Source organism: Microbacterium sp. ARD31, from assembly GCF_031844425.1.
The window spans coordinates 14,816-41,049 of record NZ_JAUZVE010000039.1; the positions used below are offsets into that span (position 1 = coordinate 14,816).

Annotated in this window: 24 protein-coding genes; 16 read left to right on the forward strand and 8 right to left on the reverse strand. The window is 66.9% G+C overall.

Annotation, left to right across the window (positions count from 1 at the left end; translation table 11 throughout):
- Positions 1–144 precede the first annotated feature (144 nt).
- Genes Q9S36_RS40310 through lysS form a run of 5 tightly spaced genes read left to right on the forward strand, consistent with a single transcriptional unit; the run spans position 145 to position 5,295 of the window.
- Positions 145–645, forward strand: coding sequence for a PH domain-containing protein (locus Q9S36_RS40310; protein ID WP_311290416.1), 501 nt, complete (start codon positions 145–147; stop codon positions 643–645).
- Positions 642–2,267 (forward strand): PH domain-containing protein, encoded by a 1,626-nt coding sequence (locus Q9S36_RS40315; protein ID WP_311290366.1) that lies wholly within the window; start codon positions 642–644, stop codon positions 2,265–2,267. The genes Q9S36_RS40310 and Q9S36_RS40315 overlap by 4 nt, the downstream gene beginning before the upstream one ends.
- A complete protein-coding gene (locus Q9S36_RS40320; protein ID WP_311290367.1) occupies positions 2,264–2,971 on the forward strand; it encodes a DUF2520 domain-containing protein in 708 nt (235 codons plus the stop codon). The genes Q9S36_RS40315 and Q9S36_RS40320 overlap by 4 nt, the downstream gene beginning before the upstream one ends.
- A 19-nt stretch (positions 2,972–2,990) precedes the next feature.
- Positions 2,991–3,743 (forward strand): glycosyltransferase, encoded by a 753-nt coding sequence (locus tag Q9S36_RS40325; RefSeq protein WP_311290368.1) that lies wholly within the window; start codon positions 2,991–2,993, stop codon positions 3,741–3,743.
- A 31-nt stretch (positions 3,744–3,774) separates the two neighbouring features.
- On the forward strand, positions 3,775–5,295 hold the full coding sequence (gene lysS / locus Q9S36_RS40330) for a lysine--tRNA ligase (RefSeq protein WP_311290369.1): 1,521 nt from the start codon (positions 3,775–3,777) through the stop codon (positions 5,293–5,295).
- On the opposite strand, the gene Q9S36_RS40335 is transcribed toward lysS, so the two are convergent.
- The gene (locus Q9S36_RS40335) at positions 5,288–6,409 is read right to left on the reverse strand and encodes a DUF4192 family protein (protein WP_311290370.1); all 1,122 of its coding nucleotides are present in this window, start codon (positions 6,407–6,409) and stop codon (positions 5,288–5,290) included. The two genes, lysS and Q9S36_RS40335, sit on opposite strands and share 8 nt — an antisense overlap.
- Positions 6,410–6,538: 129 nt before the next feature.
- Between Q9S36_RS40335 and Q9S36_RS40340 the strand changes: the two genes are divergently transcribed.
- Positions 6,539–6,754: a hypothetical protein gene (locus Q9S36_RS40340; RefSeq protein WP_311290371.1), complete on the forward strand. Its 216-nt coding sequence runs from the start codon at positions 6,539–6,541 to the stop codon at positions 6,752–6,754.
- Positions 6,755–6,813: 59 nt separating this feature from the next.
- Positions 6,814–8,268 carry a cardiolipin synthase gene (gene cls / locus Q9S36_RS40345; RefSeq protein ID WP_311290417.1) on the forward strand — a complete coding sequence of 485 codons (1,455 nt, stop codon included), beginning with the start codon at positions 6,814–6,816 and terminating at the stop codon, positions 8,266–8,268.
- A gap of 23 nt (positions 8,269–8,291) precedes the next feature.
- On the opposite strand, the gene Q9S36_RS40350 is transcribed toward cls, so the two are convergent.
- The 3 genes from Q9S36_RS40350 to Q9S36_RS40360 are packed head-to-tail and all read right to left on the reverse strand — an operon-like array spanning position 8,292 to position 11,226.
- Positions 8,292–9,302, reverse strand: coding sequence for a polysaccharide pyruvyl transferase family protein (locus Q9S36_RS40350; protein WP_311290372.1), 1,011 nt, complete (start codon positions 9,300–9,302; stop codon positions 8,292–8,294).
- Entirely contained in the window at positions 9,299–10,228 is a 930-nt protein-coding gene (locus Q9S36_RS40355; RefSeq protein ID WP_311290373.1) for a glycosyltransferase, read from the reverse strand. Before Q9S36_RS40355 ends, Q9S36_RS40350 begins: the two co-directional genes overlap by 4 nt.
- On the reverse strand, positions 10,225–11,226 hold the full coding sequence (locus Q9S36_RS40360; RefSeq protein ID WP_311290374.1) for a glycosyltransferase family 2 protein: 1,002 nt from the start codon (positions 11,224–11,226) through the stop codon (positions 10,225–10,227). The genes Q9S36_RS40355 and Q9S36_RS40360 overlap by 4 nt, the downstream gene beginning before the upstream one ends.
- Positions 11,227–11,305: 79 nt before the next feature.
- Here Q9S36_RS40360 and Q9S36_RS40365 point away from each other — a divergent pair, with 79 nt between their 5' ends.
- The 6 genes from Q9S36_RS40365 to Q9S36_RS40390 all read left to right on the forward strand — a co-directional run bounded on the left by Q9S36_RS40365 (position 11,306) and on the right by Q9S36_RS40390 (position 18,057).
- Positions 11,306–12,436, forward strand: a complete 1,131-nt coding sequence (locus Q9S36_RS40365; protein ID WP_311290375.1) for a hypothetical protein — start codon at positions 11,306–11,308, stop codon at positions 12,434–12,436.
- A gap of 174 nt (positions 12,437–12,610) precedes the next feature.
- Positions 12,611–12,898, forward strand: coding sequence for a PqqD family protein (locus tag Q9S36_RS40370; RefSeq protein WP_311290377.1), 288 nt, complete (start codon positions 12,611–12,613; stop codon positions 12,896–12,898).
- 26 nt (positions 12,899–12,924) lie between these two features.
- The gene (locus Q9S36_RS40375) at positions 12,925–14,301 is read left to right on the forward strand and encodes an O-antigen ligase family protein (RefSeq protein WP_311290378.1); all 1,377 of its coding nucleotides are present in this window, start codon (positions 12,925–12,927) and stop codon (positions 14,299–14,301) included.
- A gap of 35 nt (positions 14,302–14,336) precedes the next feature.
- The gene (locus Q9S36_RS40380; RefSeq protein ID WP_311290379.1) at positions 14,337–15,164 is read left to right on the forward strand and encodes a 2-nitropropane dioxygenase; all 828 of its coding nucleotides are present in this window, start codon (positions 14,337–14,339) and stop codon (positions 15,162–15,164) included.
- Between the two features lie 93 nt (positions 15,165–15,257).
- Positions 15,258–16,895 (forward strand): polysaccharide biosynthesis tyrosine autokinase, encoded by a 1,638-nt coding sequence (locus tag Q9S36_RS40385; protein WP_311290380.1) that lies wholly within the window; start codon positions 15,258–15,260, stop codon positions 16,893–16,895.
- Positions 16,879–18,057 carry a glycosyltransferase family 4 protein gene (locus Q9S36_RS40390; protein ID WP_311290381.1) on the forward strand — a complete coding sequence of 393 codons (1,179 nt, stop codon included), beginning with the start codon at positions 16,879–16,881 and terminating at the stop codon, positions 18,055–18,057. Before Q9S36_RS40385 ends, Q9S36_RS40390 begins: the two co-directional genes overlap by 17 nt.
- On the opposite strand, the gene Q9S36_RS40395 is transcribed toward Q9S36_RS40390, so the two are convergent.
- Positions 18,018–18,995, reverse strand: coding sequence for a glycosyltransferase family 2 protein (locus tag Q9S36_RS40395; RefSeq protein ID WP_311290382.1), 978 nt, complete (start codon positions 18,993–18,995; stop codon positions 18,018–18,020). The two genes, Q9S36_RS40390 and Q9S36_RS40395, sit on opposite strands and share 40 nt — an antisense overlap.
- Positions 18,996–19,040: 45 nt before the next feature.
- Between Q9S36_RS40395 and Q9S36_RS40400 the strand changes: the two genes are divergently transcribed.
- The 3 genes from Q9S36_RS40400 to Q9S36_RS40410 all read left to right on the forward strand — a co-directional run bounded on the left by Q9S36_RS40400 (position 19,041) and on the right by Q9S36_RS40410 (position 22,595).
- A complete protein-coding gene (locus Q9S36_RS40400) occupies positions 19,041–20,186 on the forward strand; it encodes a glycosyltransferase family 4 protein (protein WP_311290383.1) in 1,146 nt (381 codons plus the stop codon).
- The gene (locus tag Q9S36_RS40405; protein WP_311290418.1) at positions 20,186–21,358 is read left to right on the forward strand and encodes a glycosyltransferase family 4 protein; all 1,173 of its coding nucleotides are present in this window, start codon (positions 20,186–20,188) and stop codon (positions 21,356–21,358) included. Before Q9S36_RS40400 ends, Q9S36_RS40405 begins: the two co-directional genes overlap by 1 nt.
- Positions 21,359–21,434: 76 nt before the next feature.
- On the forward strand, positions 21,435–22,595 hold the full coding sequence (locus Q9S36_RS40410; RefSeq protein WP_311290384.1) for a glycosyltransferase family 87 protein: 1,161 nt from the start codon (positions 21,435–21,437) through the stop codon (positions 22,593–22,595).
- On the opposite strand, the gene Q9S36_RS40415 is transcribed toward Q9S36_RS40410, so the two are convergent.
- The 3 genes from Q9S36_RS40415 to Q9S36_RS40425 are packed head-to-tail and all read right to left on the reverse strand — an operon-like array spanning position 22,538 to position 26,213.
- Positions 22,538–23,404, reverse strand: a complete 867-nt coding sequence (locus Q9S36_RS40415; RefSeq protein ID WP_311290385.1) for a hypothetical protein — start codon at positions 23,402–23,404, stop codon at positions 22,538–22,540. The two genes, Q9S36_RS40410 and Q9S36_RS40415, sit on opposite strands and share 58 nt — an antisense overlap.
- Before the next feature lie 47 nt (positions 23,405–23,451).
- The gene (locus Q9S36_RS40420; protein WP_311290386.1) at positions 23,452–24,465 is read right to left on the reverse strand and encodes a glycosyltransferase; all 1,014 of its coding nucleotides are present in this window, start codon (positions 24,463–24,465) and stop codon (positions 23,452–23,454) included.
- Between the two features lie 59 nt (positions 24,466–24,524).
- Positions 24,525–26,213, reverse strand: coding sequence for an ABC transporter ATP-binding protein (locus tag Q9S36_RS40425; protein WP_311290387.1), 1,689 nt, complete (start codon positions 26,211–26,213; stop codon positions 24,525–24,527).
- Between the last annotated feature and the right edge of the window lie 21 nt (positions 26,214–26,234).

Genomic DNA, 26,234 nt, shown 5'->3' on the forward strand with positions numbered 1-26,234 from the left:
GAGGCATCGGCGGCGCCGGAATCCGCGTCGCCGCCTGCGCTCATCGACACCGGCGACGTGCCCGCGGCCTCCCCCTCCGCCGCCCCGGCCCCCGCCGGCGACGCTGCCGCGCCGGCCGGGCTCGACGACGGCACCTTCCCGCGGCTGGTCGAACCGCGCTCGCCCCACCGGCTCGTGCTCGAGAACGGGGTCTGGCACCAGATCTCGCCGAAGTACGTGCGGGTGCAGCTGATCTCGACGGGTTCGTTCCTGCTGCTCGTCGTCGCCGCCATGCTCGTCCTCACCCTGGGGCTGCAGCAGTGGTGGGCATGGATCCCGGGCGGGGTCATGACGGTGATCATGGTCTGGACGCTCGCGATCCTGCCGCGCCAGGCCCGCGCCATCGGATACCAGCTGCGCGACGATGACCTCGTGTTCCGCCGCGGCATCCTGTGGCAGCGGATGGTGGCCGTACCGTACGGACGCATGCAGCTGGTCGACATCACGCACGGCCCGCTCGACCGCGGATTCGGGATCGCGCAGCTGAAGTTCGTCACGGCGGCCGCGTCGACCGGAGTCGTCATTCCCGGGCTCGCGCAGGACGCCGCCGAGACGCTCCGCGACCACCTCGTGGCGGTGGCCGAGAGCCGGCGCACCGGGCTATGACCGACGTCGCCCCGCCTCCCCCCGAATCCGCGCCCGCACCGGCGCCGGCCCCGCCGCCCGCGCTCGTGCGGTCCCCGCTCAGCGACGGGGAGTGGCATCGCCTGCACCCCCTCACACCGCTGCTGCGGGGCGGGCTGACCCTCTTGGTCGTGGCCGGCGTGATCGTCGCGAACCTGCGCGACCGCCTGACGGCGGTGTTCCTGCCGTGGCTGATCCCCGAGTCGGGCGACGAGTTCACCGACTTCAACGGCGACGATCCCATCGACTTCGTCATCGAGAACGACCTCTACATCGTCGCGTTCGTCGCCGTGCTGGTCGTCCTCGCCGTGCTCGTGGGCCTGTTCTACCTCTCGTGGCGGTTTCACTCGTTCCGCATCACCGGTGACGACGTCGAGGTGCGAAGCGGCGTGCTCTTCCGCACCCAGCGGCGCGCGCCGCTCGACCGCGTGCAGGGTGTCAACCTGACCCGGCCGATGATCGCGCGCCTCGTGGGGCTGGCCAAGCTCGAGGTCGTGGGCGCCGGCGCCGACGCGAACGTCAAGCTCGAGTACCTCTCGACCGCGAACGCCGAGACGATCCGCGCCGACATCCTCCGCCTGGCCTCCGGTCGCCGGCTGGGGGCCGCGGGGGTGGATGCCGCGACGGCCAAATCCCGCGGAGTCGCCGCCCTGGGCCACACCGTGAGCCGTGGCATCACCGGTCTCATCGAAGGCGAGGAGGCCCCCGTCGCCGAGCCCGCCTCGGTCGTGCGCATCCCGGTCGGACGCCTCATCGCCTCGCACGTCCTCAGTCCGACCACGCTGTGGCTGCTGGCCGGGCTCGTCGCCGTCGTCATCGGCGTGGCCAACAGCACCCCGTGGCTGCTGTTCGGGTTCATCCCGGCCATCATCGGCGTCGGCGCCTACTGGGTGCGCTCCATCACCCGGTCGCTCCGGTACTCCATCGCACCCACCGAGGACGGTGTGCGCATCACGTTCGGCCTGCTGACCACCGTGACCGAGATCGTGCCACCCGGCCGCATCCACGCCATCGAGGTGTCGCAGTCGATCCTCTGGCGCCCCGCCGGCTGGTGGTCCGTGCGCATCAACCGCCTCTCTGGCCGGAGCGCGTCGGACGGCAGCACCGATCAGTTCACCACCGTGCTGCCGGTCGGCACGACGGCCGATGTCGAGGCGGTGCTGCGTCTGGTCCTGCCGCACGTGCCCGAGACGGAATGGCCGCTCATCGTGCACGAGGGAGTGCGGGGCACCGGCGCCGCCGACTCGTTCACGACCTCGCCCCGACGAGCCTGGCCGATCCGTCCGCTGTCGTGGCGTCGCAACGGCTTCCTCCTCACCGCTGACGCGCTGCTGCTTCGCCGCGGCGCGATCTGGCGCACGCTGACCATCCTGCCGCTCGCCCGCCTGCAGAGCCTCGCCATCCACCAGGGCCCGGTCGATCGGATGCTGCGCGTGGCGTCGCTGCGCGGCAACGTCGTCGCGGGGCCGGTCACCACCGACCTGGCGGCCGTCGATCGCGACGTCGCGCTGGCCGCTTTCGGCGCGGCGGCCGACGGCGCCGTGCGCGCCGCCGGCACCGATCGGACCCACCGATGGTGGGCCACCGAAGAGAGCGCGACATGAACCGCGACGGACGCCTCGGCGTCGGCGTCATCGGCGCCGGCCGGGTGGGGCCGGTGATCGCGGCGGCCCTCGCCGGCGCCGGACATGCCCTGGTCGGCGTCACCGCGGGCTCGGACCCCGAGCGGGTCGAGGCGATCCTCCCGGGCGTGCCGGTGCTCGACGCGGTCGAGGTCGCCCGTCGCAGCGAGCTCGTCATCGTGGCCGTGCCGTCGACGGAGCTCACGGGGCTGATCGCCGGCCTCGCCGACGTGGGCGCGTGGCAGCCCGGACAGCTCGTGCTCCACACCGATGCGGCCCACGGCACCGGCATCCTCGCCCCCGCGGTCGCGCGTGGAGCCATCCCGCTCGCCATCCACCCGGCCATCGCCTTCACCGGGACGTCGATGGATCTGCGCCAGCTGACCAACGCGTTCGCCGCCGTCACGGCACCCGGGCCTGTGCTGCCCATCGCCCAGGCCCTCGCCGTCGAGCTCGGGTGCGAGCCGGTCGTCGTGGCGGAGGCAGACCGTGCGGCGTACGCGGAGGCGATCGCCACCGCCACCGAGTTCTCGCGATCGATCGTCGGGCAGGCCGCGGGGCTCCTCGCCCAGGTCGGGGTTCCGAGCCCCGGCCTGTACCTGTCGGCGCTCGTGCACTCCACGATCGACCACGCGCTGGCCGACCCGCCTTCCGGGCCCGCCGAGCCCCCCGTGGGCCTGGTCTGACGATCCTCGGGAGGATGAGATGCGCATCGCGGTCGCCATGACCACCTGCAACGGTGCGCGTCACCTCGGCCGGCAGCTGGAATCCCTCTCCACCCAGGAGCGCGTGCCCGACGTCCTCGTCGTCAGCGATGATGCCTCCGCAGACGGAACGCTCGACATCCTCGAGCGTTCCACCGGCGACGCGCCCTTCCCGGTGGAGGTCATCGTCAACACGACCCGGCAGGGGTTCGCCCGGAACGTGAGTGCCGCTCTCGCGCGGGCGGCGACGCTCGCCGAGGTCGTCGCCCCGTGCGACCACGACGACGTGTGGCCGGCCGGAAAGCTCGTGGCGATCGAAGACGCCTTCCGGGCCCGTCCGGCGGCTGCGCTGTGGTTCTCGGACGCGGAGCTCATGGACGAGAACGAGCTCGACACGGGCGTGCTGCTGTCCGAGCTCGTGTCGCTCGACGCCGCCGCGCTCGCGCACCTGGAGTCGGGCGGAGGAGTCCGCCGGCTGCTCCACGGCGGCACGATCAGCAACGGCACGATGGCGGTGCGCTCGGAGGTCATCGGGTTCGCCCTCCCCGTTCCGGAGGATCGTGAGGGCGCGTATCCGTACTTCTTCGCCGACGCCTGGCTGGCGATCATCGCGACCCTTCGGGGCGAGATCGCGACGGATCACCGCCCCCTGCTCCGGTACCGGAGACACGCCGCGTACGCCCGCTTCGCGGGCGGAATGCGCACCTTCGCGAGCGACCTGCTCCCATCAAGGGTGACGAGCCCGCGCCGGTAGACTTGCCCGGACTTTTCGAGGAGCTCACCCCATGACCGATTCCGCCGCGCCCGCCGACACCGAACCCACCGAGGAAGAGGTCTTCGAGCAGAAGGCGGTCCGTCTGGCCAAGCGCGAGCGGCTGATCGACGAGCGGGCCGACGCCGCGGGCGGCGCCTACCCGGTGGCGGTGCCGGTCACCGACACCATCCCCGCGCTGCGTCAGCGTTTCGGCGACCTCGAAGCGGGCGCCGAGACCGGCGTGACCGCGGGCGTCGCCGGCCGGATCGTGTTCAGCCGCAACACCGGAAAGCTGTGCTTCGCCACGCTCCAGGCCGGCGACGGCAGCCGTATCCAGGCCATGGTCTCGCTCGCCGCGGTCGGTGAGGACTCGCTGCAGGCGTGGAAGGAGCTCGTGGACCTGGGCGACCACGTGTTCGTGTCGGGCGAGGTCATCTCGAGTCGCCGGGGCGAGCTGTCGATCATGGTGGCCGAGTGGCGGATCGCCGCCAAGGCGATCCTGCCGCTGCCGAACATGTACGCCGAACTCAGCGAGGAGAGCCGGGTGCGCAGCCGCTTCCTCGACCTCATCGTGCGCGACCGGGCTCGCGAGACGGTGCTCGCCCGCTCCGCCGTCAACGCCAGCCTCCGCCGCACCTTCGCAGAGCGCGGGTTCGTCGAGGTCGAGACGCCGATGCTGCAGGTGCAGCACGGCGGGGCCTCCGCGCGGCCGTTCGTCACACGCTCGAACGCCTTCGATGCCGACCTGTACCTCCGGATCGCGCCCGAGCTCTTCCTCAAGCGCGCCGTCGTCGGCGGCATCGACCGTGTCTTCGAGATCAACCGGAACTTCCGCAACGAAGGCGCCGACTCCACCCACAGCCCCGAGTTCGCGATGCTCGAGGCCTATGAGGCCTACAGCGACTACAACGGCATCGCCGACCTCACCCAGCAGCTGATCCAGGATGCCGCGACCGCCGTCGCCGGCTCCACGACCGTCACGTGGGCCGACGGCACGGCGTACGACCTGGGCGGGCAGTGGGACCGCCTGTCGATGTACCCCTCGCTCTCTGAGGCAGCCGGTCGGACGATCACCCCCGAGACGCCCTTCGACGAGCTCGTCGCGCTCGCCGAGTCGGCCGGCGTCGACCTTCCCCCGCACCCCATCCACGGCAAGCTCGTCGAGGAGCTGTGGGAGCACTTCGTCAAGCGCGACCTCGTGCGCCCGACATTCGTCATGGACTTCCCGCTCGACACCAGCCCCCTGGTCCGCGAGCACCGGTCGATCCCCGGCGTGGTCGAGAAGTGGGATCTCTACGTGCGCGGCTTCGAGCTGGCCACCGGGTACTCCGAGCTCGTCGACCCCGTCATCCAGCGCGAGCGCTTCGTCGAGCAGGCGAAGCTCGCCGCCCGCGGGGATGTCGAGGCCATGCGCATCGACGAGGAGTTCCTGCGCGCGCTCGAGCACGGCATGCCTCCGACGGGCGGCATGGGCATGGGCATCGACCGCCTGCTGATGGCCATCACCGGTCTCGGCATCCGCGAGACGATCCTCTTCCCGCTCGTCAAGTAGCGCTCGCCCGTGCCGGGGTGAACGCCCACTCGGGCAGGTGACCGGCGCCGACGAACGAGGCGACGATCTCGGCGAGACCGTGCTCGGGCTCGATCTCGCACGCCCATCCGGCGTAGAGCGCCGCGTGCGTGGACTTGCCGAGCGCCCACGACAACCACCCGCACATCGCCAGCGCGCCCGCTCGTCGTGGCTCGGGGCAGAGCGCCGCGAGGGTGCGGGTCAGCGCGAGCGCCGACTGGAGGCGCCCCGGTTCGGGCCGATCGCCTTCGCCCCACATGACCATGGCCAGGTGCGCGGGGTACTCCGCTCCCTGCTCCCACCTGAGCTGCGCCTCGAGCGCCTCGTCGCCGGCGACGACACCACCGCACCACCCCACCATGGCGATGTCGCGCAGCGACGGGCGCTCGAGACACCAGATCATCGCCGCGGCGTCATAGGGTGCGAGCGCCTCGGCGTCCCAGCCGAGCGCCCGTTCGAAGAGCCGGGGCAGATCCTCGAGCACGCACGCGGTCGCGAGCGCCTGCGGGTCGATGCGGCGATCCGTGCGCGCGCCGGATTCGCACAGGAGGGTGACCGCGTCGCCGAGCGAACGCAGCGCGTCCGCGACGCGTCCGACGGTGTCGTCGTCGATCACGGGCAGTTCCGCGCCGGCGGACTGGTCATCGGCGGGCTCGGGGAGGTCGCCCCAGAACGCGGGGGCGGCATCCCCCAGCTGTGCGAGCGGCCGGGGCTCGCCATGCTCGGTGAGATACGAGCCCCACGCATCGGCGGCGACGCAGAGCGCGTCGACCACGCGCAGCCCGCACGCATCGGCCCGGGTCTCGATCGCCCGCACCAGCCCGGCGTGCGGGATGCCGTCCGCGAACGTCGCTGAGGTGAACGCGACCACCGCGATGCCGTCCGCGTCGGGGATCTTGCACGCGAGGCCGAGGAAGGTCGCCGCGAGTCGTTCGATCTCGTCGCCGTCTCGCGGGAGGTCGAAGCGCATGGCGCCGCACGTGCGTGCGCCGTCGAAGGGGACGAGCACCAGGCTGTCGGTGGGGTGGTAGCCCAGCAGGCGGGGGACGAGTGACAGGAACTCCGCCGCGTTCGCGGCCTTGACGATGGTGGTCATGCGTCGACTGTGGTCGGCGCGAGCACGGCGGATCGAGGGTACGGGCCGGCTGGGGACGATCGGTCGCGCGGCGGCCCTTGGGGAGGGCAGCCTGAGACCCGGACAGTGCACGGCACGTACACTTGGGGGGTGGACGAATACTGGCTCGCGGTGCTGTGGTCGCTTCTGCCGACCGTGGTCGTGAGCGCGCTGTTCTTCTACGTGCTGCGAAGCACCGTGCGGGCCGACCGCAACGAGCGCCGCGCCTACGCCCGCATCGAGGCGCAGGAGCGCGCCAAGCGCGGTCTCCCGCCCGCGCCGGCGGCGGCGGCATCCGAATCGTCCCCGGTCACCGCCGAGAACTGACCCACGCGCACACTACGCTGGGCTCAGCCGGTCCGGCGTCGAGGGGAGGCGCGGTGGAGTTGACGATCACCAGCTGGGCGCTGATCGCGGTCATCGTGTTCGACGTCATCGTGCGCGTCACCGCCGTCATCGTCGTCCCCCGCAACCGCCGCCCGACGGCGGCCATGGCGTGGCTGCTGGCGATCTACTTCATCCCGATCATCGGTGTGTTCCTGTTCCTGCTGATCGGGAACCCGCGGCTGCCGCGCAAGCGCCGGCAGATGCAGGACCGTATCAACGACTACATCCGCGAGACCAGCCGGGGTCTGGACTTCGGCACCCTGCGCCCGGGTGCCCCGACATGGTTCCGCTCCCTGGTGACGCTGAACCGGACGCTGGGCGCGCTGCCGCTGGCCGGCGACAACGCCGCCACCCTCATCCCCGACTACCAGGAGAGCCTCGACACGATGGCCGAGGCCATCCGATCGGCGAGGGCCTACGTCCATGTCGAGTTCTACATCCTGCAGTCGGATGTCTCGACCGACAACTTCTTCCGTGCGATGGAGGAGGCCGCCGAGCGCGGCGTCGTGGTGCGCGTGCTCCTGGACTACTGGGCGAACCGCGGTAAGCCGTTCTACAAGGAGACGACACGGCGCCTCGACCGGATGGGCGCCCACTGGCGGCTGATGCTCCCCGTCCAGCCGCTCAAGGGCAAGTACCAGCGCCCCGACCTGCGCAATCACCGCAAGCTGCTCGTCGTCGACGGCCGCATCGCGTTCACCGGTTCGCAGAATGTCACCGATTCCACGTACAACCTTCGCAAGAACATCAAGCGCGGACTGCACTGGGTCGACCTGATGGTGCGCGTGCAGGGTCCGGTGGTCGCGTCGATCAACGCCGTGTTCCTCTCGGACTGGTACAGCGAGACCGAGGAGATCCTCACCGAAGAGATCAACCTCTTCGACGTCAAGCCGGGCCCGGGCGATCTGGACTGCCAGATCGTGCCGTCCGGTCCCGGGTTCGAGTTCCAGAACAATCTCAAGCTGTTCGCCGGCCTCATCTACGCCGCCCAAGAGCGGATCATCATCGTGAGCCCCTACTTCGTGCCGGATGAGGCGCTGCTGCTGGCTGTCACCACGGCCTGTCAGCGCGGCATCCACGTCGAGCTCTTCGTCTCGGAAGAGGGGGACCAGGCGATGGTCTACCACGCGCAGCGCAGCTATTACGAGGCTCTGCTGCGCGCGGGCGTGAAGATCTGGATGTACCGCAGGCCGTACATCCTCCACTCCAAGTGCATGACCATCGACGACGAGACCGCGATCATCGGCTCGAGCAACATGGACATGCGCTCGTTCGGTCTGAACCTCGAGATCTCGATGCTCGTGCGCGGCGAGGAGTTCGTGCGGCAGATGCGCGACGTGGAGGCCGACTACCGCGCGCTCAGCCGCAACCTCACCCTCGAGGAGTGGGAGAAGCAGCCGCTGCGCTCGACGGTGCTGGACAACCTGGCGCGGCTCACGAGCGCGCTGCAGTAGCTACCCGGTCTCATCGGTTGCTGTCAACGGTCGCGGAGGAACTCGACGACCTGCTCCGTTGCTCGGGCGGAGTCGGTGGCGAAGCGAACGTCCGAGAGGCGGCCTAGGTAATCGCCCACGATCGTCGAAACCTTGTGGTTCCCGTTGTCCCGCGCGACTACCGGAATTCCCATCAGCGCGGCAAGCACCACCGCATGCAGGCGGTCGGTGACGACCACGCTTCCTCTAGACAGGATCCGCTCCGCTGAGCGCAGAACCAGACGGGTGAAGCTGTTGTACGGCGGTGCAATGTCGCGGACGCCGGTCGAAGGGAACTGGCGGAGAACGCGTCGACCGACTGCGCGCGGCGCCCTGAGCGCCGCCCAGCGGAACTGTTCGACGGAGCTGAGTCCCCAGTCCATTTCCTCCGTCGTGATGTCGGGCTGGTGGCTGAACAGCGAACCGGCGGCGACGGACTCGCTGTCGTCGCGTTTCAGTTCCATGACGTCGACAGCTGGTCTTCGCCGTCTTCTCGCGGCCGAGTACCCGAAAGCGAGGTCGGGACAGAACTCCGTATCGATGTCAGGAAACAGCGCCTCTGCTGCGCGGACGCTGCCCGAATCGCGCAACAGCACCGTGAGATTGGGATGCTGGCGGTAAAGGCCACGGACGCGGACCGCGGTCGCCGGTGCCATCTCGATCGTTTGCGGCAGCTGAACGATGTGGCGGTCGGGGAAATCGGAGATCACGCGCTCCCTGAACTCCTGATGCGCCGGCCACCGATCACCGAAGTTGCCGCCACCCTGAAGCAGGATCGGTCCTCGCGGGTGTCTCCTGGTGAGCTCGTCGCGGCTGTAGCGGTCATGCCGTTCCTGGTAGCGGACCTCGACCTGGAGATCGTCGAGATACGCGCGTGTGCCCGCCCAGATGAGCACATCGCCTGCGTTCGGGTAGTACGGGTAGTCCAGAAGCGCAACTGATGAACCGGGCTCGATTCGACGCGCGAGGACCTCGCGGGTACGAACGCGGATGGCGCGCAGCGAGTCGAGCATCATGGCGAAGGCGGATCAGCCAGTCGAACGCTCGGCGCCGGGTAGTTGCGTGGTGACCCTTCGATTCTCCTCAACTCATCGATGAAAGCGATCTTCGCGACGAGCTTCAGATCGCGGTCGGACTGATGTCGTCGCAACCAGGGCAGTGTCGCGATGCGCGTCAGGCGGAAGACGACGGATTTCACGAACAGATGAGGCGCGACTCCGTAAGCCCAGTGGTACCAGATGTATCCGGAGCCACGACCGGCTCTGGCAGCGAGGGCGTGGATCGCCGACCTCTGCAGGCGTGAAGGGTCGAAGTGGTGGACGACAGGATCGCCGGCGACACCGACGATCCGGAAACCACGTTCCCGTGCCTGCACACCGAAGAAGCCGTCTTCGTGTCGCTGATACGGTGCGGCACCGAGCCGTTCATCGAAAGGGATCTCGAGAAGGACCGTCTTCAAAGCACCGAAGTTCGCCCCCACGACACCCGGATCGACGGACTGCTGTTCGGGATAGTGCGCGAAGTTCTGCAGGAGCCAGGGCGACATCCACGTCCGGCGAAGGCTTTCGTCCACGCTGATGCCGCCCACGACGATCTCGGCGGCGCCAGCGATCAGCGGCGCGGAAAGGCGATTGACCCAATCAAGGGGTACTTCGACGTCGTCGTCGGTGAACAAGATCACAGGAGCCTTGGCCGCGCGCACACCCGTGTTTCGAGCAATGGAGATGCCGGGCGCTCCTTCGTGCACGAGCAAGACCGTCGGAAAGCGCCGCGCGACCTCTTTGGTGGTGCCGTCGACCGAGCCGTTGTCGACGACGATGATCTCGGTGTCTCGGCTGGATGCGGACGCCGCGTCGACGATCGACGGGAGGCGGGCGATCAAACTGGAAACCCTGTCTCGTGTGCATACGACGATCGAGACAGCGGGTGTGCATTCCGTCATTCGGGCACATCCGAGATAGGCGCCATTGCGCGAGCAACCGGGCGGGAGTACGGGATGCGACCGGAGAGTACGAGCATCACGCCGACCGTGATGCCTGCAGTGGTGCTCACAGCCTTCGTGAGACCGCGGGCCACTCCACTGGCGATCGACTCAGGACCGAGCAGACGCCGTCGCCCAAGTGCACGCACGGCATATGCGACATCTTGCCGAACCTGCGCCGCTGCGACCCGAAGGTAGCGGGAGAAGCGGCGATCCGCGCGGCCGACAACACGGCCGAGCAGCACGAAGTGATTGCGCTGGGCATAGTACGAATATCGCGCATCGAAGCGGCGACCCTTCGCGTAAGGGCCCGCGACGTGTTCGACGACCGCATCCGGCGCGTACACCAATCGCCAACCCGAGAGACGCGCACGCAACGCGATTTCGCTCTCTTCCCGCAAGCAGGTTCCGGGATAGTAATCCCGGATGCCGCCGAGCTCCTCGATCGCGGCGAGACGAAGCGACATGTTGGCGCCGAGGAGATGATCGACATCGACGTCTGTTTCGGGGTTAGCGGCAAAGTGGCCGCTGAGCGTTCCGTCGAGATGGAACTTACCTATGTCGTCGAGGCCGACGTTCTCTTCGCCGGCCTGGCCGTTGGAGGCACGACCTCCCACGCCGGCCACGTTCGGATCGGTATAGCGGCGAAGGAGCTGCTCCAGCCAGTCCGGTGCCGCGAATGCATCATCGTCGATGAAGGCGATCACGTCGGCATCACCGGCGAGAGCAACTCCGAGCATTCGTGACGTCGCAGTGTGGCCCGGGCCGAGCGGATTGCGAACATACGTGACGCCGTGCTCGCGCGCCACGGCCTCAGAACGTTCATCGGACGAACTGTCCACGACGATGACCGTTGCCGGTGCGACAGTCTGATCCGCCAAGCGCTCCAGGCAGGTCCGCAGGTAGTCCGGTCGGTTGAAGGTCGCAATGAGGACCGCGGTGGCAAGAGGCGGGGGCACGACCACAGGATACCGGCGCATCAATCACCTGCGCGGGGCGGTGTCAGGCAACCGACCGGGCGGGCACTATCTTGTGACCGTGATCCACGTGCGATCGATCCCCACACCGGGTACCCGGATGGCGTCCCTCGAGTTATCGGGCATGCCCGACGGGTCGTGCCAGGCCACCTACTGGGCGGATGTCACGCTGGACGACCGCGGGCACGCCTGGCTGCCCGCCTCGCTTCCGATCCTGATGAGGATCGCCGAGCGGGCGACTTTCGATGATCTCCTCGATCCGGTCGGGCTCGCGGGGTCCGAGCGGGCGCAGGACCTGCTGATCGGCTGGTACCCGGCATTGCATCGCGTGGCCATCAATGCGGAGACGGGCGAGAGTGGAAGCCCGCATCCCGGTGTCGGATGCTTCTTCTCCGGCGGCGTGGACTCCTTCTACTCCGCGATCGTCCGGAGCGCGCAGATCACCCACCTGATCTTCGTACACGGATTGGACGTGGGGTTCGATGACGTTCGCCGGGGGGAGATGGCACTCGCCGCGGCTCGAGCCGCCGCCCACGAGCTCGGCAAGCCTCTGATCAGCGTACGCACCGACATCCGCCGAGTATCCGATCGGTGGTCGCCGTGGGGGGAGGAGTACCACGGTGCTGCGCTGGCATCCGTAGGGTTGCTCCTCTCGGAGCACGTAGGGCATGTGATCGTCCCGGCGACATACCAGACCCCCGACATGAGCCCGTGGGGGTCCCACCCGAAGTTGGACCCCCTGTGGTCCACCAGTCGTGTCACGTTCGAGCACCACGGAGTCGAGTTGACACGAACGGAAAAGATCGCGGCCATCACTCCGAACGATATTGCGATGCGATATCTCAGGGTGTGTTGGGAGGGAGATGGCGAAGCCTACAACTGCGGCCGCTGTTCCAAGTGCCTGCGCACGATGGCCAGCCTGCGGGCGTACCGGGCGCTCGATGCGTGTGCCACCCTTCCTCATCAGGCAGACTGGCGGCTCCTGAGGGATGTGAGGAAGCCGAAGCACTACGAAGTCGTCGACGCGAAGGCGATCCTTGAGGCGCTCGCTGCTCGCGGCGTCCGCGAGCGGGGTCTGCGACGCGAACTGCAGGGCATGGTGCGGCGCGACCGACTGTGGCGGTCTGCACGTCGCCTGCGGGCGGCAGCGCGCACCACGCTGAAACGTGTCCGCGTCCGCGACACAGAATAGAGGCACCCCGAATCATCCTTCACCTACCCGCCCCGAAGCAATCGAAAGACTTGATGTGCTGACCGCCCCCGAGTGTCCCGGAACGACGGGCCCCAGAGCCCGAAGTAGCGCATGGAATGAGTCGGGAAAGAGGGCTGCGAAGGCCGCACCCGCTATTCGGAGACGGAGCTGACGGTGGCTTCGTCGCTCCGCGCCGCCCCGCACGTCGCCGAGCAATGGTCGGGGGCGACTCTCTACCTCGCGCGCCTGCCGGCCGGACCGATCCACGTGCTGGATCCTGTCGGCGGCCTGATTTGGAGCGAAGTGACCACGGGTCACGGGGGCGATCTCTTGAACCGCCTCGCGGCCAGACTCGGCGTCGAACCTCAGGAGATCGCGCCGGCTGTCTTTGCCTTCATCGACGAGCTGGTTGCCCGAGAGCTTCTCGTCCAGGCCCCGATGAGCGACGAGCTGGAATACTGAGGAGATCGGCGCGGAGGGGGAAGCGTGTGAAGTGGAACAGCTCCACGGGTTCGATCTTGCGCTCTCGCGTAGGCGAGTGGTGGGCGAACGCGTGGCGCTGGATAGTGATGGCTGCCGGGACGGCGCTGGTCGTCTTCCTCATACTCGATCGAGCGCGCCCCTACGGCCTCACACTCGCGTTCGCGGTGGCGGTCCTGGTCATAGGCCTTGTTCTGACCGGATCACGCCCGCTGGCCATCGTCCTTCTTTCGATGCCGGCTTTGCTCGTGTCACTGCGCGTGGGCCTCGGCGGCGGCGATCTCACCGTTTCGGACGCTGCACTTGCTGCCGCATTCGCGGTATCGGTGCTCTTCGGATATCGCCCATACAGTCGTTCCCTGAAAGCCCTCCTGTGGCTCAACGCGCTCTACCAGTTCGCTACCCTTTTCACGGTCATCGTTCATCCGTATGTCCAGAATACGGTCGAATGGTTTCACGCCTGGCTGCTGATATCGGGAGCGCTTGTCGTCGGGTGGGCCGCCGGCCGTGCAGGATACGCAGGGCTCGCTTTTGGCGCGCTGCTCGCGGCTGGATGCGTGCTCGCTGTTGGCACGATCATCACGGGGGTTGCTCAGTACGCCCAGGGTGACTTCGGTGCTGTGTATCCCGCAGTTCCCTGGGCGTTGCACAAGAACTTCGTCGGCACCACCCTCGCTTTTCTCGTGCTGGTGGCGTTCATCAATCCCTCGTGGGCGGGTTTGTCGAAGGGATTCGTGCGCGCCGCATTCTGGCTGATGCTCGTCGCGGTCGCGATGTCGCAGTCGCGTCAGGCCTGGATCGGGCTCGCGGTGGCACTCAGCATCGTCATCTTCCGACGCGGCGGCCACCGTGGGCTGGCAGTCATGATCGCCATCCCTGCGGTGTGGGTGGCCATCGTGATGGTCATCGACCAGGTGAACTCGCAAAACCAATTCAACTCTGTCTTCCAGCGGCTCAATTGGTTCCGCGAGGTGGTGCATTACTGGAGAACCGATCCGATTCTCGGACACGGCCTCCGGTTCTGGTACGTCGACCCCGACTTGCCCTATCAGCCCCCGCAGGGCGTCCTCGAAATCCTGGCCTCGGTGGGGCTCGTGGGTTTCGCGGCATTCGTGGTCATGTGCATCGGCATGCTTGTGGTGCTCTGGCGTGTGGATCCCCGGTATGGAACCCTGGCGGTGACAGTGGTACTGAGCCGACTCGTGCAAGGTCAGTTCGATCTGTTCTGGATCTCCGTCGCAGTCTCAGTCCCGTTCGTCATCGCGGGAGTGTGTCTCGGTGCCCTCGCCCGTGACGAGTCGGTCCCTCTGAGCGAACACAGTGAAGAGGTGCGGTCGCGCGACGCGGTCGAACTTCGCCGCTTCGCGGACTCCCCGACGCGATGACACGAACACCGACAGCACCTGCCGTACCCATGGGTGTGCGTCTGCTCTTCGGTCGCGCGGCAGTACAGGTCGCCGCGACGCACGCCGCTGTGGACATCCTGCACATCAAGGGGAACGCGACGGATCCTTCCCTGCGGTCGCGTGACGCGACCGGTACGGATGTGGACATCCTTGTGCGACCTGTCCAGGTGGACGCGCTCGATGAAGCCGTACGTGCGTACGGGTGGGAGCTGTACAGCACATTCGAGGACGGCTCACCATTCGCCCACGCGCAGACCTATCTGCACCCGGAGTGGGGGTTTCTCGATCTGCATCGCCGCTTTCCCGGGATCGGCCTGGCTGACGACACGGCATTCATCAGGCTCTGGGAGAAGCGTCGAACGGTGTCGTTCTGCGGCGTGCCCTGTGAGGTTCCCGATGTGGCCGCGCAGGCTGTCATCCTGTTGTTGAACGCGGCCCGCGCAGGACGCGCCAACGACCTCGACACGCGTCGCGCGTGGCACGAGGCTGCGGCCTGCACCCGCATGGAGGTGGTTGCAGAAGTCGACAACTTAGATGCTCGTCTGGGATTCGACGCCGCGCTCGGCCAGGTCGACCTCCATCGCGGAGAACGCGAGTACTTCCTCTGGCGGGCAGTCTCGCGCGGAGGTGGTCGGTACGAGGAGTGGTGGGGGCGGTTCGTTGCCGCGCCTACACTCCGCGCAAAAGGACGAATCGTCGTCCGGGCGGTTATGGTCAACGTCGAACACCTGGGTCTGCGCCTGGGCCATGTCCCGACGAGAGGCGAGATCCTGAAGGAATTCCTGGCCCGACCCGCGCGAGGCCTGCGCGAGCTGACTCCCTGGTCTCGGCGTCGTCGCTGACGGCTCGCAATATTCATCGAGAACGTGGGCAGGTGGGGTGGCATACGATGGAGCTCGGCCTGATCACGGGCGGAGCGTCAGGAGGGGCTGCACATGGAATTGCGCGACTACCTCCGAGGCTTGCGCCGACATTGGATCGCCGTCGTGCTGATGACCATGGTCGGCGTCGCCACCGCGTTCGGCTGGGTCCTTTTGCAGACGCCGGTGTACGAAGCGACCGCCAACGGCCTGGTGCAGTCCAAGGCGACCGCCGAGCAGGGTGGCGCTGTGTATGGCGACAGTTACGCGGCGACGAAAGTGCCCACATATCTCGAAATGGTCACATGGAAAGTCGTGGCTGAGCGGGCGGGCGAGATACTACAGAGTGATGAGTCTCCCGAGGAGCTGGCGGCACGAGTCAATGTCGTGAATCCGCAGGGAACCTCGATTCTCAAGTTCACGGCCCAGGCGGGTTCTCCCGCAGAGGCTGCCACCCTCGCGCAAGCGTGGATCGACGCACTCGGAGAGACGATCGATCAGGTTCAGAGTACGAGTTCCGATGGGGGGGCGCCTATCGGGATCTATTCTGCTGCCGCAGCCAGCGTCTCTAACGCCCCGGTCTTTCCCGATCAGCGCACCGCGATCCTTGTGGGCGGGGTGCTGGGTCTCGGCGTGGGAATCGCTTTCGCGCTCGTACGTACGGCATCGGATCGTCGTGTACGCCAGGCCGACGATGTTCAGGCGCGCATGGGGGTTCCGGTCGTCGGCACAGTGCCGGCGTCGGCCGCGCTCGCGTCGGATCATCGTCTGATCGATCCGTCGATCACGTCGGAAAAGGGGGGCGGGTTCGCTCTTTCCGAGGCATTCCGCGCCTTGCGCACAAACTTGAAGTTCATGGACGTGGACAACCCGCCGCGGACCATCGTCATCACGAGTCCCCTCGCTGGTGACGGCAAGTCGACGATCGCATGCAATCTGTCCGTCGCGCTCGCGGCGAACGGTGAGCCAGTGGTGCTGGTCGACGGCGACCTTCGGCGTCCAACTGTCGCACGGACCATGGCATTGCCGGGGGACGCAGGTCTCAGCGACGTGCTCGCGGGTCGCGTCGAGTTGGCTGATGTGCTGCAGCGAACCGCCACTCCGAATCTGTTCGTCCTTGCGGCCGGGAGCATTCCCCCGAACCCGAGCGAGCTGCTGGGCTCTGACCGCATGAGGCGCGTTCTGGACGAGCTCGCCACCCATGCCATGGTGATCATTGACGCGCCGCCGTTGCTGCCGGTCACCGACGGTGTGGTCCTCACCCATCAGGCCGACGGTGCACTCGTGACGCTCAGCGTGGGCAAGACCACCTACGACGTGGCGGACAAGGCGATCGATGCGCTGCATAAGGCCCAGGGTCGCGTGCTCGGTGTGGTGCTCAACAAGGCGCCGCTGAAGGGCGTCGATTCGTCGGCGTACTCGTACGAAGTACGAAAGGGCTACGTTCCGGACCCCTCCTCGCCGCCAAGCGCATCGGCGAGTCCTGAGAGTGATGTCCTCGGAACTATTGCCTCCAGCGCGTCGGCTCCGACGTTCGAGGGTCGGCCGCAACGTGAGGCTACGGCGGCCACTGCGGGACCCGACTTCGCTCAGGAGAGCACCTTACTGACTGAAGAGGCCGCGGAGTCGGGCGAGGTCAGGTTCGACGATCTGGTGCTGGACGCGTCTGAAGTGACCCCGAGCGGGCGCAAACGCCGTGCGCGGCGGAACTAGGCGTAAGCAGAGCAGCAGGGACGCAGATGCGTCGTTCCGGGTAGCTCTGGTTTCGTCGTCGTTCGCTCCGCACATCGGCGGAGTCGAGACCCACGTCGCGCGCGTCGCAGCCGGTCTCAAGACTCGTGGTCATGCCGTCGAGGTTTGGACTGTCGATCGGGGCGAGGGTATCGGCGTTCGGAGTGTCGACGGCATAGTGACCCGCGTTATGCCTGCCCCCCTGCCTACGGCATCCTTCCGAGGGCTCTCGCGATTTCTGCGAGTTGTCCCGCGTGCGTGGCGCATGTGGGCGAGCGCGTATTCCTCTTTCGCGCCGACTGTCGTCCATGTTCACTGTTTCGGCCCCAACGGTGCGTACGCACTCGCGTTGAATCGCCGATTCCCGGTGAGGCTGTTTGTCACGTCGCACGGCGAGACGTTCATGGATGACAATCGTCTCTTCGAGACGTCGACCATCATGCGGCGGGCGCTGAGGTCGGCACTCACTCGCGCGGAAGTCGTGACGGGGCCTTCGCGGGTGGTTCTCTCAGACCTCACCGCACGGTTCGGGCTGCAGGGCGGAGTGACGATACCGAACGGAGTCGACCCGAGTATTCGCCCCCGCCACAACAGAACGAAAGGTCGGTACATTCTCGCGGTCGGGCGCCTCGGCGTGACTAAAGGGTTCGATCTCCTTTTGGAGGCGTTCGCTCTGGCGGACCTCCCTGACGATGTGAGCCTGGTGATCGGTGGAGACGGGCCCGAGCGGGGCGGCCTTGACAGGAGAGCGGCGGAACTGGGAATCGCGTCGCGCGTTCGGTTCGTCGGCTGGTTGGACGAACAGGCCATTGCGGACTTGATGGGTGGCTCGACTGCGGTCGTGGTGCCGAGTCGGATCGAGGCGTTCGGCATCGTTGCCTTGGAGGCGTGGCGCGCTGGCGCGCCCCTCCTGATGACACGGCATGGCGGAGCAACGGAGTTCATGCGGGACGGACACGACGCGATCCTGATCGACCCCCACAATGTTCACGCGTCGGCCGAGGCGATTCGCCGAATCTTCTCCGACGCGCGACTGCGCCGAAAAATAGCGAGTGGAGGAGCGGTGAGCGTGCGCGGCTTCACGTGGGAAAGCGTCGTCGACCGCTACGTCTCCTTGTACTCGAGCAGGCCCACGCCGCGGTAGTCGTATCGCCGTGGGGTTCCGCGGAGCGACCGCATCTCTCGATGGAACGCGAGCGCGCGGCGCGCGGCGAGCACGCGCTCGTCGAAGCGATTTCCGCGAGCGCGAACGCGGGCGTAGTGCAGTCGCATCGTTTGTTTGGCAATGCGCATCCGGCTGAGCGAGTACTGCGCATGCAGCCAATGGTGGAAGAAGTACGCATCGCACCGGCCGTAGCCGGCGGCGAGGGCTTCGAGGCGATCGGCGTCAAGGCGTGCGGCGTCGAAATGGTGGGTGACCGCCGCATCACTCACTCCGACTACGCGGTACCCGGCCTCCAACGCCTGCACGTACACAAGGACATCCTCTGCTCCCGGGTATCGTGCTGTGCCGAGCATCGGATCGAACGGGATGAGTGTCCCGATATCGCGCCGGAGCGCCATGTTCGCGCCGACGAGGCCGGGGGCGACAGCGGGCGGTTCCGGGACATGCGCAAAGTAGCGAGCGACGAGGTCGCCCGTCATCCATGGGCGCCAGAGTCCCTCCGCCATCGCTACCCCGCCGGCTACTGCGTCTGCCTCGCCACCCACTATCGGACGCAACATAGCCCTGATCCATTGTTGCGGCACGACGATGTCGTCATCAGTCCAGAGGATGATCGCGCCCGTCGAGTGGCGAACCCCGCACTGTCGAGCGTTACCGATTCCCGGTCGCGGTTCGACCACAAAGCGGATGCGGCGGTCTGATGCTGCCGCTGCCGCCAGCACTGAGGCCGTATCGTCGGTCGAGCCGTTGTCGACGACGAGCAGCTCGCCCGAGAGCTCGGGAGTACAGTCCATCGACACGAGGATGCTCATCAGGCATCGGGCGAGGCGTGATGAGCGGTCACGCGTACATACCACGACCGAATAGTCTCGTGCTATCCCAGAGGGCGATTCGCTCACCACGGACCACGGTACCATCGGCTGACGGGTGGGAGGGGCTCACTGGTAGGCCGAAGGCGGCGGATGTCCGATTCCATCATCCTTATCAACAACAGTCGCGAGACGTTCACCTCTGATCGCAGCGGCGCGATCGCGACGTGTCTGTGGGAGCTCTGTCGGGCGGCGGATCGAGTGGGCGTCCAGCCACACGTCATCAGTCGACGAGGCGAGGGCTTCGCGTACGACTGGCCGGCGCTCACGTGGCTTCCGCCTCTCGTCAGCAGGAGGGGGGTGCGCGAGACTGTGGAACGAATGCAACGACGGGCAACGGGCTGGGCGCGCCACGACCAGCGCGCCTACGCGAAGCAGGTTGCCGCGCATCTCCGGCATGTACAACCGCGGATAGTCGTAGTCAACAACGACCCTGAGGTCGCGGTCTATCTCCGCCGCGCGTTCCCGGAGACCAGGATCGTGCACTGGTTTCACAACTTAGAGGTTGCCGGTGACCGATTCCGCCGTCGAATCGTCCTTGACGGACAGTTGGAGATGGTTGCCGTGAGCGACTATCTGGCGCGGGCCGTCGAGACCGTTTACGGTCTGGCGTCACTTCGAGTCGCTACGGCGCGCAATGGCGTCGATTCGGATCGGATCCGCCCCGGCGACCATCCGTCGCCCGCGCCCGTTATCGGATACCTCGGCAGGTTGGCCGTCGAAAAAGGGGTTGATGTTCTGCTCAGTGCATGTGCGCTCCTTGTTGAGCGTGGGGCGGGTCCTTTCTCGCTGCAGCTGGTCGGCGACACAAACTGGGGTTATTCGGATGGTGGTTCCTATGCCCGCAAGATCGCTTCTGCGATCGACGGGTTGGAAGCCCGTGGTGTCTCCGTCAGCCGCGTAGGTCACGTCGCTCGCGACCAGATTCCGGATGCCCTGAGAGGAGTGGATATCCACGTCGTGCCTTCACGGTGGGACGATCCGATGCCGCTGACGGTTCTTGAGGGTATGGCAGCAGGGTTGGCCGTCGTTGCATCATCCTCGGGCGGAATCCCGGAAGTGCTCTGGGATGTCGGTCGTCTCGTGCCGCGTGATGACGTCGGTGCCCTCGCATCGGTGCTCCACGGGCTTCTCCAGGACGCCACAGAAAGGGAGCGGCTGGGCAGAGCTGCGCGCGCCCGCGCAGAAGAGCTCACGTGGGACGCGACGTGGACAGATCTCACGGGCGCGACTCGCTGATGGGGGATCCGACAGAGGGGGGACGATTCGTCTTCGTCGTCCCTGAAGAGGAGCGTTACGGGCCCGGGCGCGGAGGTGCGATCGCGACGTGCATACGAGAGATGTCGCGGGAGATGCTGGCCACGGGGTCTACAGTCCGGGTGATCTCCCCGAGGTCGGGGGAGGCCCCTTACCGCGAGGGGATGGTGACGACTCTGGCAAGGTCAGGCGATCCCCGCTCGACCTTCGAGCGTGTGATCCGCAGTGCGCTGGGGCGAGTGCTTCCGCGCCATTGGGGACCGCGCGCCCGCTACGTAGCGGGCGTTCGCAACGCCGTCCACTCAGGAGAACGCGTCGTCGTTTCGAACGACCCGGAGCTCGCGGCCCTGCTTGCAGGCGATGGCACTGAGGTCGTTCTCTGGGTGCACAACTATCTCAGCGGAGCCGCGCGCGACGCGCTGGGCCGTCTCCCTCGTAGCGTGGCGATCGCAGCCGTCAGCGATTCGGTACGGGAATGGACGGAGCAGTCCGTAGGGCCCGATGCGAGTCGACCCGTCACCGTCTACAACGGAGTCAATCGAGCGACGTTTCCTCCCGCCGTGCGTACCTCGGATGCCGTGGCCCCGGTTCGGGTGATCATCCCTGGTCGCATCGATCCGAACAAGGGACAGCTGCTGGCAATCAACGCGGTCGCAGAGGCGTATAGACGAGGGATGCGGTCGGTGGAAGTCAGCGTCATGGGGGGAGTGCAGACGTTCGGGCACGCGTACGAAGCGGTCGCGACGTATCAGGACGAGCTCTTGCGAGCGGGGCGGGAAGTCGGAGCGGTTTTCCTCGGTCGTGTCGACACAGATCATGTGGGGTCGATCCTCCGCTCACACGACATCGCGCTGGTGCTGCCACTCGTGCCCGAGCCCTTCGGATTGGCTGCACTCGAGGCGATGGCATCCGGCTGTGCCGTGATCGCCGTGCCTACCGGAGGCTCCACCGAGGTTCTCGGCGACGGGGCGATGCTCGTCGGTCCGGACGTGGGTGAGGTCGCGAGCGCACTCCAACGACTGGTTGAGGACCCAGAACTCCGCCAGCGATTGTCGAAACGCGCGATCGATACATCCATGCGATTCAGCTGGGCGGAGAGCGCCGCCGCGCTACTGGACATCACGGGGAGAGGGCGACGTGCGGCTACAGGTTGAGCGGCGGGGGTCCGGTGCCCAGCGGTGGGAGCTATGGGGGACCGTCGCAGCGTGGGCAATCGCGGCACTGATCACGATGGCGCTGGTCTCGCAGCGCTACCTCGCCGCGATGAGCCAGGTGCAACCCGACCTTGCGGTCTACTTCCTGCCCGCGGCGCGAGCGATCGCCCGTGGGGGCTCGCCGTACGGGGTGGAGGGCTACTTCTATACGCCCCTCCTCGCTGCGGTTCTGGTACCGATGGAGGCTGCGCAGTGGGCTCAGATTGCGTGGACCGCGGCCATGCTTGCCGCGGCCTGCGGGATGGCGTTCTTCGCCGTGCTCGCCTGTACGCCGAACTGGAGTTGGCTGCACCGCGCCTGGGTCTTCGCCGTCGCCATCGTCACGCTGTTGTGGAGTTGGCCCATCACGATGGAGTTCTTCCTCGGGCAGGTGAACCTCTTCGTGGGACTCGCGATCGCTCTCGCGGCGTTTTTCGCATCTCGGGGGTACTTCTTCTCCACCGGTCTGGGGCTCGGGCTGGCAGCGGCCATAAAGACCTGGCCGGTCCTCCTGCTTCTGTGGGTCTTCCGTCGCGGAGGTCGAGAACGGATTCGCACCCTTTCGGCAGTCCTGCTGTGGGGCGCCATCATGATCGCCCTGGCCGTGAGCCTGGGGGGCGTTCCAACTCTGGTCTCGATGATCACGAGTCCTTTCCGGGGGACAAATCAGGACGTGCTCGCCTATTCGGTGTGGGGACTGGGTCGAGCGCTGTTCGAGGGTGTTCAGGACTTTCCGCCGCTCGTCGTCTCTCCGCTCGCCGAGGTCTTGGTGTCCGTCTTGTCGGCTCTCGTAGTCGCGGGGTTGCTCGCACTCGCGCTGCGCGCCCCGGGCACGGACGTCATATCGCTCTACAACGTCGTCTTCGCCGTGATTCTTCTCATTCCGATCTCGCATCAGGTCTACGTCCTCCTCCCCCTTCCGGCGCTCTGGTGGTGGCTCGCCAGAACGGCCCAGGCACCTCGAGAAATCCGGAACTGGTGCGTCACGTCCGTCCTCGTCGGCTGGTGGATCGTCACCTTTCGCCTGGTCGAGTTCGGACTGGACAAGCAGACAGCGGTCTTGACCGTGGTCGGGCTCGTGGTGGCCACTCTCGTGGCTGCAGGCGCGAGCACGATAGGGGCGGCGACGGTCCGGAGCCCTCAGCCCGGCGTGGAACCGTCGGGAGCGGGAATCTCCCGGACAGGTGGGCTCGCCTGACCCGTCACGCGGTCCAACAGAACACGCAGCTGGTGACGGATCGCGCGATACGCCATCGAGAGAAGGTCGCGAAGGGGCCTGTCGCTCCGCCTCGGCGCCAGGAAGCCGGCGACGAGGTTGCGCATCGCCTGCTCCCGCTGGTCGAGGTCATCCAGGAACGCATCCATCTGCGCGGTCGCGTCGGATGTGTCGTAGCCGCGGGTCATGGGATGTTCCACGTGAATCGAGATATCGACGAGAACGTCCCTGCCGGTGGCGAGCGCGAATGCCGCAGCTGCCCAGTCGATGCCCCAACCTACGTTGTTGGCGCGATAGTCGAAAGCGGTGAGCCTTTCACATACCTCCGCGGATAGGGCCCACACGATGCCATCGATGATCGCCACGTGCCTGAGTGGTCCGGCCGCGGTGTTGAGCGTGGTCAGACGGGCGGGCCAGGGGGTGAAGTTCACATCCGGCGCCCACACGGCGACGTTCGCGCTGACGGTGAACGCCCGTCGGGCCGCAGCAACGAGCGCTGCCCAGTCATCGCAGGATGCATCCGCCTGGACCTGCAGCATCACGTCACTCCCGAAGAGCTCGAGTGAACGCTTGAACTTCATGCCGTAGAAGTAGCTGTCGGGCACGATCTCCCACCCCCGAGTTCCCGCGGGAGCGACCCCACTCGGATCGGAGTGGATGACCGTGAGCTCATCGACGTGCTCACTGATCTCGTGGGCGATCTTCATCGCCGCCTCGGCTCGTCCGTTCCACGAGATGATGAAGGCATGGATGCGTACGACGTCCGGCGCTGTCGAAGCTTCGTGTGGCATTCCGTCAACTCCTACTGATGCGTCGAGACTGGGCTTGTGTGGGGAACTCACGCCAGCGCGTTCCAGATGCGCGCATGTTCCAGCGCGCTCCGCTCCCACGTGAAGCCGTCGGCGTGGGCGCGCGCGCGGGTCGCGAGGGTCCGAAGCTCGCTATCCCCCGAGGTCGCAGTCAGCAGTCCCTCGGCGATCTCGGGTCCGGTCGTGCCGGTGAGGATCGCGCACCCCCCTGCTACCTCCGGAAGGCTGCTCGTTGCAGCAGCGACGACGGGCACACCTGCCGCCATCGCCTCGAGTACCGGCAACCCGAAGCCCTCGTAGAGCGAGGGCACCACGACCGCTTCCGCGCCGGCGACGACGGTCGGCATGATCTCGTCGAGGATGCGCCCGGCGAGCATTGTTCCGCGAACGCGTGCGAACAATGCGGTGCGCCGCGGATGCGCCGGCCCTGCCAGGACCAGCGTCAGCGTCGGACGCTCAACCTGCACGCGCGGCCAGGCAGCGGCAAGACCCTCGAGGTTCTTCCGGAGGGCGGCGCCGCCGGCATGCAGCACATAGCGCGCCGGCAATCCGAGAGCCTCACGGGTCATCGCGTCGGGGGGCGCTGCAGTGAAGTAGCGGACGTCCACACCGTTCGGCACGACTCGGACGTCGTGCACGCCGAGGAAGTCCGTCGCCTCTTGCGCGGTGAACTCCGACACGCAGATCACCGCGTCGGCCCGCTGCAATTCGTGGCGGGCAGCGGCGACCGGTGCAGTCTCGTCGGGAAAGCGCCACGCCACGATGTCGTGCAGAGTGACCGCGTCGCCTCGGGGGGCAGGAGGCAGCTCGAGGTTCATGCGGTGCGTCACATCACTGCCGGCGTAGAGAGTGCGGCCGAGCGCGCGTCGAGTGCTCTCCCCCGCAGCGGCGACCGCGCGCAGAGGCAGCCGTCGATTGCCGCCGAGCGATGACCGGAGCGAGCGCACGACGAGCCGTCGCGCATTCCAGCGGCCGACACCGAATTCATCGAGGCATGCCTGTGATCGCCGCCAGACCTGATCTTCGTATGCCTGGGCGCCCATCGGCTCCCCAGCCGCGAGCGAGGCTATCGTCAAGCGTCTCGGCATCCGATTGTCCGCGCTCAATCTAGTTCGCCGAGCTTCACGAGGTGAGCGAAATCCGTGCTGTTCGCGCGGACCTCGGCGAACGAACCCTGCGCCTCGATCTTGCCGTCCTTGAGGAACACGATCGAGTCGGCATTACGCACAGTGGACAGGCGATGAGCCACGATGATGATCGTCATGCTGCCACCGAGCGTCGACAGCGTTTCCGAGATTTCGTGCTCGGTGGCGTTGTCCAGCGCCGACGTCGCCTCGTCCAGTACGAGTACCCGGGGTCGACGGTAGAGCGCTCGAGCGAGTCCGATTCGCTGTCGCTGACCGCCCGACAACCGGACGCCTCGCTCGCCTACCATGGTGTCGACCCCGTCGGGCAGCTCGGCGATCAGTTCGGTCAACTTCGCCATCCTGAGTGCTTGTTGCACTCCTGCGTCATCGACGGCGCTCGGGTCGAGGCCGAAAGCGACGTTCGAACGTATCGTGTCATTGACCAGGAAGACATCTTGGGGTACGACACCCAGCTCCCGGTACCAGCCCGCGAGATCGTCTCCGATGGATCGACCCCCGCAAGTGATGCTCCCCGCTGTCGGCTCGAGCAATCCGAGAATCAGGTCGAGAAGAGTGCTCTTGCCGGCGCCGCTCGATCCTACGAACGCAACGGTCCGGTCGTGCTCGATGGTCAGCGAAAGGTGCTCGAAGATGGGACGGTCGGAGTCCCGGTAGCTGAATGCGACATCGCTCAGCTCGATGTCGCCCGCGTACCGCTCCGATGTGACGGGCTGCTCGCGGAAGGATCCGCCGCGCTCCAAAGTGTCATTGACTTCGAGCAGGATGTCTAGTCCGACTCCTCCGGTGCGAACGATCGCGAAATTGGCGGCCACACGCGTGAGCGTCGGCAGAGCTCGCAGCGACGCCGCGGCGAAGACGCCGAGCACGGTGATGGCAGCTTGCGGCGTGCCGGTGGCGAACAGGTAGTAGGAGACACCGCCGATCGCAATCACGAAACCGATCTCGAGTGCGTAGCGCGGAAGATCGGAGAGGATGCCGAGACTCCGTGCGGCGTTCGCTCCTCGGACCCGCGCGCGGTGGAACCTGTCGATGAACACCGACGCACTCGACGTGAGCCGGGCTTCTCTGAATCCGTCGAGGCTCGGCAGCAAGAACTGCCAGGCCTCGAGATTCGCCGCCGCTACTTCCTCTCCGATGCGTGTCTGTCTGCGGCGCAGAAGTCGTTGGATTCCGGCTACGAGCACGACGAAGATCGCTACGGAGATGAGAGTCACACCCGTAGACGTTGCTGCGAGCACGATCACGATCGCACTCAGCATCAGCACATCGGTGAAGATGCCGATCACCGCGAGCAGCACAGAGGACGCTTGAGCCGTGGCATCGTTGACGTTTCGGTAGGTTTCGCTCAACCGACGGGCCTTGTGGTCGGGGTAAGGGGCGAGAACATATCGGCGGAGCAGTTCGGTTGCGGCGTCCGCCGTCAACCGGCTGGTTCGGCCCAGCAACCACCAGCGGAACCACAGAGCCGCCGCGCTCTTCACCACGAAGAGCGCGGCGATCGCTCCGGCGATGACGGGAATCAACTCAGCCGCCGTGGTCAAGCCGGTGGCATCCGAAATTGCTCCGAGCACTCCGGAATCCGGCTCTGCACCACCGATGAGCTGCGTCAGCGGGATCATCGCCGCGACCCCGACGGTGTCCATCGCCGCCAAGATGACCGACAC